7 protein-coding genes are annotated in these 9,742 nt (G+C 57.5%); all 7 read left to right on the forward strand.

Annotation, left to right across the window (positions count from 1 at the left end; genetic code table 11):
• The first annotated feature begins 96 nt into the window (after window positions 1-96).
• Window positions 97-504, forward strand: coding sequence for an RrF2 family transcriptional regulator (locus tag ACWI8T_RS06380; RefSeq protein WP_114615446.1), 408 nt, complete (start codon window positions 97-99; stop codon window positions 502-504).
• Entirely contained in the window at window positions 501-1,385 is an 885-nt protein-coding gene (locus ACWI8T_RS06385; protein WP_449138338.1) for an adenine glycosylase, read from the forward strand. Before ACWI8T_RS06380 ends, ACWI8T_RS06385 begins: the two co-directional genes overlap by 4 nt.
• Window positions 1,386-1,816: 431 nt before the next feature.
• A complete protein-coding gene (locus tag ACWI8T_RS06390) occupies window positions 1,817-3,049 on the forward strand; it encodes a hydrogenase small subunit (RefSeq protein ID WP_449138339.1) in 1,233 nt (410 codons plus the stop codon).
• Complete coding sequence (locus ACWI8T_RS06395; protein ID WP_449138340.1) at window positions 3,050-4,708, forward strand: nickel-dependent hydrogenase large subunit; 1,659 nt, start codon at window positions 3,050-3,052, stop codon at window positions 4,706-4,708.
• Window position 4,709: 1 nt separating this feature from the next.
• The gene (locus tag ACWI8T_RS06400; protein WP_449138341.1) at window positions 4,710-5,396 is read left to right on the forward strand and encodes a cytochrome b/b6 domain-containing protein; all 687 of its coding nucleotides are present in this window, start codon (window positions 4,710-4,712) and stop codon (window positions 5,394-5,396) included.
• A 412-nt stretch (window positions 5,397-5,808) separates the two neighbouring features.
• Window positions 5,809-6,867: a nucleoid-associated protein gene (locus ACWI8T_RS06405; protein ID WP_288485532.1), complete on the forward strand. Its 1,059-nt coding sequence runs from the start codon at window positions 5,809-5,811 to the stop codon at window positions 6,865-6,867.
• 292 nt (window positions 6,868-7,159) lie between these two features.
• Window positions 7,160-9,367, forward strand: a complete 2,208-nt coding sequence (locus tag ACWI8T_RS06410) for an ATP-dependent helicase (RefSeq protein WP_449138342.1) — start codon at window positions 7,160-7,162, stop codon at window positions 9,365-9,367.
• The last annotated feature ends 375 nt before the right edge of the window (window positions 9,368-9,742 follow it).

A 9,742-nucleotide genomic window follows, 5' to 3' on the forward strand; every position in this document is an offset into this window, starting at 1 on the left:
GATTGCCGATATCGAACGCGATTTCGAAGAAGAAGCCGAAGCCGAAAGCCAGCGCTACGACGCGCTTGGCGACGATGACGAAAGTGTTGAATAGCCGTGGAACTTACTCGCCGAACCGATTACGCCTGCCGCATCATTCGCGCGGCGTATGCGAACAAAGACGCGTATGTGTCGGTGTCCGATGTGGCCGACGCTGAAAGCATTCCTTATGCGTTCGCCCGCTCCATTCAGCACGATTTGGTGCATGCGGGGCTTTTGAAAACCGTGCGTGGCGCGAAGGGCGGCCTTACGCTTGCGTGCGATCCCGCGACAACCACGGTGCTCGATGTGCTTACCGCGCTTCAGGGGCCCATGAACATGTCGCCGTGCTCGGCCGACCCGGAATACTGCGAGCGCTGTGGCGGCTGTGAGTATCACGGCATTTGGAAGCATGCCGACAGGCTTATGCAGGACTATTTCGAATCCATCACGCTCGAAAAGCTGTTTTCGGGAGAGGTTCGATGACCATTGAAGGGGCGCTTGAGGCGCCCCTTTTTTCGAGCGATCCCAGCGATGCCGACATCGCGGAATTCCAGGCATGGGTGCGCGAAGCGGGGCAGGCGCTGTATCGCGACCTTCCCTGGCGCAATACGCGCGACGCGTATGCCATTTGGATTTCTGAAGCCATGCTGCAGCAAACGCAGGTGGCGCGCGTGCTTTCCCGATGGGAACGGTTTTTGCGCCATTTCCCCACGGTCGACGCGCTCGCATCGGCGAGTTCGTCCGATGTGGTCGAGGAATGGCAAGGCTTGGGCTACAACCGCCGCGCGCTCGCGTTGAAGCGCGCCGCCGATATATGTTCCGCCGAATACGCCGGGCGCATGCCTGAAGGCGTAAATGAGCTCGTGAAGCTTCCCGGCATCGGTGACGCCACCGCGGCGGGCATCACGGCGTTTGCGCGCGATGTTCCCTGCCTTTATCTTGAGACGAACGTGCGCGCGGTGTTCATCCACTGCTTCTTCCGCGATGCCGAACGCGTGACCGACAAGGAGCTGCGCCCGCTCGTAGAGCGCGCGTGCCCCGCCGAAGATGTGCGCGGCTGGTATTACGCGCTGCTCGATGTGGGCGCTCGTTTGAAGAAAGACCACAAAAATCCGGCCCGCAAGGCCGCGGCCTATACGCGCCAAAGCAAATTTGAAGGCTCGCGCCGCCAAAAGCGCGCATGGCTCGTGCGCGAAGTCATGGCCGCGCCGGGGCTTTCGTCGGCCGAATTGCTGCGTCGATTGAATGCCGAGGAGCGCAAATCGGGCCGCGATGGGGTGGAGAGCGACGAATTCGAATCCATCATGGCCGATCTTGCGCGCGAAGGCTTCTTCCATCGCGAAGGCGACGGCTGGCTCGCGTAGCGTTTTCGGGCTTATGCATTACGGTGAATAGGACAGATTCGCGTGGCCGTCGTACTCAATTCGTAACTACCCCGCTTTAGGGGATATCCTGTTAGTCACTTTTTGAGCCTGTCTCATTTCCGCAAACCACAAATAGTGGAAAGTGTCCAAAGAATTGGAAACGTGTCCTCACTATAAAATGGTTATTCCCAGTTCAGGGATGCCGTATAAGGAAACACGACGGACAGAAACGCCCCATTTGGGCGAAAAAAAGATATCCAGAGTCAACATTCATGTTACGATTTGTCAACGGCGTAACATAGTTGTGCCATTTCCCGCAATGTCTTCACAACAGGCTGCCGTTGGCGGGTTTTGCCACCTTGCATGCATCATTTGCGCCATAATGCATAGCCGTCAGTGATTCCACCATGCATCTAATAGGAGGTGTACGAATGGACAAACAGTCCACTGCCTCAGAGTTTCAGGGAATGCTCGAAGCGCGCGGTGTTTCGCGTCGTAGCTTCATGAAACTGTGTGGCACGCTCGCGGTTATGGCTGGCTTGGGTGAAGTCGCCGCTCCGCGCGTGGCTCAGGCTCTGGAGGAGTCGGTCATCGGCGCAAGCCGGGGCGACCTGTACCCGGTCATCTGGATCGAGGGTGCTTCTTGCACGGGTTGCACCGAGGCGTTCGCGCAGATCGACGCACCCGACGCTGCTGCCGTCGTGCTCGAGCTCATTTCGCTCAACTACAGCGAGACCCTGTCCGCTGCTGCGGGCCATTCGATGGAAAAGGCCAAGGAGCAGACCATCGAAGCCGGCAACTACATTTTGGTGTATGAAGGCGCCGTGCTCAACGGCTGGGACGGCAATGCGCTTCGCGTTGCTGGCAAAACCGGCAACGAGCATCTGATTGAGGCCGCTGAAAAGGCGACCGCAGTCGTGGCGCTTGGTTCTTGCGCCGTCAACGGCGGCTGGATGGCTGCTGCCCCCAACGCATCTAACGCGACGGGCGTGCAGGCGTTCCTCAAGGAGCAGGGCATTAACGTGCCCATCATCAACATCCCGGGCTGCCCGCCGAACCCCGAGTGGCTCTGCGCGGTGCTCATCCAGTACCTGCTGCTGGACGAGCTGCCCGAGCTCAACGCCGAGAACAAGCCCACGCAGATTTTCGGCCAGACTATTCATGACAATTGCCAGCGTCGTGGCCACTTCGAGAATGGCGAGTTCGTCTACCAGTTCGGCTCTCCTGAAGAGGCCAAGGGCTACTGCCTGTACCCGCTGGGCTGCCGCGGCCCGCAAACCAAGGCCAACTGCGGCGTTGTTCGCTACAACCACCGTCGTTCTTGGTGCGTTGAAGCTGGCGCTCCCTGCATCGGCTGCTGCGAAGCCAACCCGAACAACCCGGGCCAGAACTGGATTGAGGTCAACACGCCGTTCTTCAAGCGCCATCGCGACCTGAACATCGGCGACTTCAAGTTCCAGCCTGGCACCATTGCCGCTGCTGTTATCGGCATCGAAGCCGTCGCTTTGGTCATCCATGGCTTCGGCATGAAGGCCGCCGGCCGCGTGCCGAATGGCGCCGAGTTCGAGAAGAAGCGCGCTTGGGACGCTAAGCATCCTGATAAGTCCATCGGCGTGTATGACGACGCCCCGAAATCTGACGCCAAGAAAGGAGGCGACGAGTAAATGACGCGTTCCGTTATCGACCCCATTACCCGTATTGAGGGTCACCTTCGCGCTGAGATGGAGGTTACCGACGGCGTCGTTACCGACGCTTGGATTTCCGGCGGTTGCTTCCGTGGCATGGAGCTCGTCGTGCGCGACCGCACCCCCGAAGATGCCGCCTACATCGTGCAGCGCATCTGCGGCGTGTGCCCTGTTTCGCACATGCATTCCGCTTCTATCGCAGCTGAGCAGGCTCTGGGTATCACCATTCCCAACAATGCCCGCATCATCCGCAACCTCGTCGAGGGCGCGCAGTTCCTGCACAGCCACATCCTTTGGCTGTACAACCTGGCCGGCCTTGACTATGTGAACCCGCTGAACGCGCTTTCCGCCGACGCGGCTGACGCCTACGACCTGGCGACCGAGCTGGGCACCCCGTCTGCCGACTTCGTTGGCCTGCAGGATCGCCTGAAGAAGTTCGCCGACAACGGCCAGCTCTCCATCTTCAGCGGCAACTGGTTCGACACCGGCGAGTACAACATGACTCCCGAGGCCGACCTCATTCTTACCGCGCATTACCTGGAAGCCCTGCAGATGCAGTCGAAGGCTTCCGAGATTGCGGCGCTGCTCGGCGGCAAGATGCCCCACATCATGACCATCGTTCCTGGCGGCACGGCATTCGTTCCCACCGCCGAGAAGCTCGACGACCTCAAGGGCCTCGTCGACGAGGTCTACCAGTGGGTCGCCGATACCATGATTCCCGACACGCTGGCCATCGCGAAGTATTATCCCGAGGCCACCACGTTCGGCAAGGGCATTGGCCGCTATGCCGCTTGGGGCGTGTTCGAGAATGCATTCGACGAGGGCACTTCCTACGCCGACCGCATGCGCAATCGCTACCTGCCTGCTGGCGTTCTCGACGAGAACTTCAACATCTCCGACCCCGACGAGTCGAAGATCACCGAGTATGTTGGCCACTCCTGGTACGAGGGCGACGCTGATCTGCCGCCGTTCGAACAGGACACTAAGCCCGCATTCACCGAGTACGACGTCAACGACCGCTACACTTGGGACAAGTGCCCGCTGTACGACGGCAAGTCTCTCGAGACCGGCTCGTTCGCTCGCGTGCTTGTCGCTTACAAGCGCGGCGTTCCGTTCGTCAAGCAGCATGTCGACGAGATGCTCGTTGCTCTGGGCGCTCAGGCTGGCGATCTTTCTGTTCTGCAGAACACGCTCGGCCGTACTGCTGCCCGCCAGGTTGAGACCCTCTACATCGCTACGCTGATGAAGGAATGGGTTAACGAGCTGTGCGAAGCTATCAAGAGCGGCGACTCCGAGTACTTCCGTGCTCCCGAGAAGTCCGATGGCGAAGGCACCGCGTTCTGGGAGGCCCCGCGTGGCGCTCTCTACCACTCCGAGAAGGTCAAGGGCGGCAAGATTACCGATTACCAGATCATCATTCCGTCCACGTGGAACCTCGCTCCGCACGACCCGCAGGGCAACTACGGCCCGTTGGAGCAGGCGCTCATCGGCGTGCCCGTGGAAGACGTGGAGAAGCCGATCAACGCGCTGCGTACCGTTCACAGCTTCGACCCCTGCACCGCTTGCGCTGTGCATATCGTCGAGCCGAAGACCGGCAAGAAGTTCGAGACCGTAACCAGCCCGTGGGGGGTGAAGTAAGATGGCACATCTCGCACACTACCGTGAGGCCCATCCGGCTCCGTTCCGCTTCACTCACTGGGTGAACCTCGTTTCCATGGTGGTTCTTATCATCACCGGTTTCGCGATTCACTTCCCGTATTGGCCTGAGTTCATGGGCATCGCCCGTGGCCTGCACATCGCCTTCGGCTTCGTGCTCTTCATCAACTGCTTGCTGCGCGTTGTGCTGGCATTCATTGTGAAGAGCGCCCCGACCGCTGGCACCCGCGAAGTGGTTCCCGACTACAAAACGTGGCTGCCCCAGGCTGACAACCGTCACCAGGGCCCGCAGTGGATCAAGTACTACTTGTTCCTCAAGAAGGACCACCCGCTGTCTGCTAAGCTCGGCGTTCCGCAGAAGATCAGCTACCTGTGCATCCCCGTGTTGATTATCTTCATGTTCTTCACCGGTCTGTGCCTGTGGCCGCCCTGCGCGAACATGCCGCTGTTCGAGGCTGCTATCGCTGGTCTCGGTGGCGCTATGAGCGTGCGCATCATCCACTACTTCATGATGTTCGTGTTCATCGCCTTTACGCTGCTTCATGCGTACCTGGCAAACATCGAGGGTCTGGCTCCTTCCAAGCTCATGTTCTTCGGTCAAGAGCATGGTGGCCTGACCTACGACATCGAGAAGCACAACATTTCCGGCAAGGACGACCTGGCTCACTAAGCCTTGGTGGTTCGCCTGAAACCCCTGCTTCTTACAGAAGGGCTCGCGAGAAATCGCGGGCTCTTCTTTTTTGCCCAAACCTGTTAAATGCTCGTAGCATTTAACAGGTTTGCTCAAAGTTCCCGCCGCCCGTAACATTCGTTTGCGGGAGCGCCTCGTTAATGACAGGCTCCTTTTCAAATGCTTGGGTAATTTGCATCATGAGTTTTATCTGGTCTGTTTTATGCTCGGTTTCTCGCGCTTGGAGCGTGCGGTGGTGTTGCATTGGACTGGCACCTGTTAAATGCTACGAGCATTTAACAGGTTTTTGGCCGGGGCGCGTTCTTAGGTTTTCTCGGGGAATGGGCCGCGCGCTTGCTGAAGTTCGCTACCATGGAATGCCGTGTTTATTGGCGTTTGAAAGTGAGTGCGTATGCTGCGTGTGAACCATGCGATTCTTCATGTGTGCGACTTCGAGTCGTGCGTGAACGTGTTTTCCGAAGAGGAGCTCGATCTTTCCGATCGCAAGGTGAAGTCGTATGTGGGCAAGACGTGCCGAAAAGCGCTTTCGAGCGTGGAAAATCGCCGTGGCGAATTTGAGCCCGACTCATCGTTTGAGGGCGAGGTGCGCGATTATTTCGCCAATCAGGTCGATTTCGTGAGCCTGTCGCGCCAGTGCGCTCAGTTCATCGCCGAAGAGTTGGGCCATATGGAATCGCCTGAAAGCTGCGACGTGCTCGTTGCCGACTTCGAAGATGATGCACCCAAGGTTTCAGCTGATACGCCTGAGGAAGATCAGGAAGCCGCATATGAGGCACAGGGCAAGCGCTACTTTGTTGTGGCTTTGCTGAATAGCCGTCCTGCATTCATGCATGAAGTGGGCGGGGGAGAACTCGGCACGCGCGTCGACATCGCGCGCCATCACGCCATTTTGCCGAATCCTTCGCAGAAGCTTTCGAGCTACGCGCTCGTGGAAAGCAAAACGCTCGAAGTGCTGTTCTGTGACAAGGAACGCGAGATTTCGGGTGAGAAGCGTTTGCTTTTGCCCGAGGGTTTGCTGCAATGCTCAAGTGAAGCGTCGAGCAAGGAAGTCGTCGACACAGTGACGCGTATCGTTGAGGAAGTCGCGCAGGAATTCGGCGCGAACACGGCTGTAGCCGCTTCTAAGGCGAAGGCTTACGTGAACGAAAACGCCGACGATTCGGCGTATCTTGCGCCGTGGGACATGGCCGAAGAAGTATTCGACGACGAGCCTATGCAGAAGCGTTTTGAAGAAGCGGTCGCAGCCGAAAACTTGCCCGACAAGGTACCTATGGAGAAGAAGGCGGCGCAGCGTTTGGCTCGCAACCACAAAATTCGTACCGATACGGGCATCGAAATCACTTTCCCTACGGAGTACTCTCACAATCCCGATTTCATCGAATTTGTAAGCATGCCGAACGGCATGATTTCGATCGAGCTGAAGAATATCGGAAACATTGAGAACAGGTAATACTTTGGCCTGATGATTAAGGTGTTGGCTCGATGCTGCGCGGTGATCTGGCGGCGCGTTTCGGGTTCGAGCTGCGGCTTGCGTACCGAAAGCGCTTTGGTCTGCCGACCAAGGCATCGATTTGATGTGGTGTGCCTGGCGAGACGTGCGTTTCCGATAGATTCCGCACGAGCAGAAGGCGCAGTGGCGCCTTCGTTGCGAGCAGGACTTGACCGAAGCGGAAGCGCATGTCTCGCCAGGCACATTAACTTTTATATAGGAACACCTGTTCGTTTTTGCTATACTGTTCCGCATGGAAAACGAGCAAACATATTTCACGAGCATACAAAAAGCTACGGGGCTTGCGACGCCTGAGGAGCCTCAGCTGAACGCTGCGCAGCTCGAAGCCGTTACCACGACTGAGGGCTTCGTTCGAGTGATTGCGGGTGCGGGTACGGGCAAAACGCGCGCGCTCACGCATCGGTTCGCGTACTTGGTCAACGACCTGGGCATTCTGCCGGGCAATATTTTGTGCGTCACGTTCAGCAATAAGGCGGCCAACGAAATGCGCCAGCGCATTCGTCGCGTGACGGGCGATAACGATACGGGTTACATTTGCACGTTCCATAGCTTCTGCGTTTCGGTGCTGCAAGAAGATTCGCATGCCGTGGGGTACCCGCAAAGCTTTCTGGTACTCGACAATGCCGATATTGATGCGATGCTGCAGGTGATTTACGATGAGCGCAAAATCACCCTGCGCGAGAAAACCTTCGGCAAGGCGCGCGATATGATCGAGATTTTGAAAACGATAGAGCGCCCCGATTATTATCTCGACCTTCTCTCGCTTCCGCTGACGGAGCTCAAGCAAAAATATCTTGATGCGCGCAAAGTGGACGACATCATTTTCTATGGGTATCTGTATCAGCAAAAGAAATGCTTTGGACTCGATTACAACGACCTCATCATTATCACGCTGCATATTTTCGACCATTTCCCCGATATTGCGCTGAAGTGGCAACAGCGTCTTGAATATGTCATGATCGACGAGTTTCAAGATATCGACGCGCTGCAAATCGCGCTCATGGAAAAGCTTGTTGAATACCATCGCAACCTGTTCGTCGTGGGCGATCCTGATCAAACGATTTATACATGGCGTGGCGCCGACGTTCGGTACCTGCTCGATTTCACCGATGCACATGAGGGTTGCAAGACCATTCTTATGACCGAGAATTATCGCAGCACGCCTGAAGTGCTGGGCGTGGCGAATTCGCTCATCGAGAAGAACAAACAGCGCATTCCCAAACGGCTCGAGGCGCAGCGCGGCGTTCATGGCCCCACGGTATGGCACCATGCAAAATCGCCCGAAGAAGAAGCGGCGTGGATTGCGGAAGGCGCTCAGAAGCTGCATGAGGCCGGGGTGGCGTATCGTGACATGGCGGTGCTGTATCGCGCGCATTATGCATCGCGTGCGGTAGAAGAAGCATTAATGCAGGCCAATGTTCCCTATACGCTGTATTCCGGGGTTCCGTTCTTTGGTCGGCGCGAAGTGAAGGACGCGTTGAGCTATTTGCGGTTCGTGGCGTATCAGGACGACTTGTCGTTTGCGCGCGTGGCGAATGTGCCGAAACGCAACATGGGCCAGCGACGCATGGCATTTCTGCGCGAGTGGGCCGATGGGCATGAGTGCACGCTATATGAAGCGCTTGAGCAAACCATCGACGATGAAATTTTCAAACGCACCAAGGCAAAGCAGCTTCTGGCGCTCGTCGAGCGATTCCGCGGACAGTTCGAGGGGCGTGCGGTAAGCGATGTTATGGCGGCCGTGCTTAACGAGAGCGGCTACGATCGCATGCTGCGTACCGAGGGAAGTCAAGAGCGGCTCGATAATGTGGCTGAGCTCAAACAGAGCATCTATGAGTTCGAAACCACGTGCGGCGAAGAAGTGACGCTCGAGCATTATCTGTCGCATGTGGCACTGCTCACCAACGCCGATGCGATGGATGATGAGGCCGATAAGGTGAAGCTCATGACGATTCATGCGGCGAAGGGCTTGGAGTTCAAGCATGTGTTTTTGTGTTCGATGAGCGAAGGCGTGCTGCCCTCGAAGAAAACGCGAACGCGCGAGCAAATGGAGGAAGAACGCAGGCTCGCGTTCGTTGCTATGACGCGCGCCGAAGATGGCCTGTACCTTACCGAGGCCGAAGGTTTCACGCACAAGGGCACGCCGCGCTATCCGTCGCGGTTTCTGCTCGATATCGACCCTGAGTGCCTGATGTTTTCCCACAAGCCCGATCAAACCGCGCTCGAGGCTGCACGCGCCGCGTATGCGGCCAACGACCAGTGGATTGCCGGCATGAGTGCCGATGTGCGATTCCGCCAGGGCAGCCGCGTACGTCATGCCGTGTTCGGCGAAGGCATTGTCGAGGAAATCGACATGCAAAAGCGAGCCTACATCGTGCGCTTCGACGGGCTCGATACCACCCGCGCCATCAGCTTCCACGTGAAGCTGGAAAAAGCATAGGCGATGCTTTCCGCGCATTGTGAACGTGCTAATACTCGTAGCATGTAACGCGTTTTCTTAGGCGTGCTGTGTGATCCCCTGCCTGGTGAATTCGGCATCACCATGTTCGATGGTTGTGCTGCGGCACTGTTGGATGCGGCCGAAATTGATTCCGTCTCAGGCGACAAGGTGCTTGAAGCGGCCGGGTGCCTTGGGACCAATCTCGATCCGGAGATCGTTAGGCCAGCGAAACCTGTCAAACGCTACGAGCATTTAACAGGTTTCGTTTACTGGGGCCCTGAGTTACTCGACCTCGGCGAGCGTGGGGATGGATTGCTGGGCGCCTACCTTCGTGGTGGCCATGGCGCTTGCTTTCGTGGCGAGCGCTACTGAGTC

This window comes from Slackia sp. (assembly GCF_977041755.1).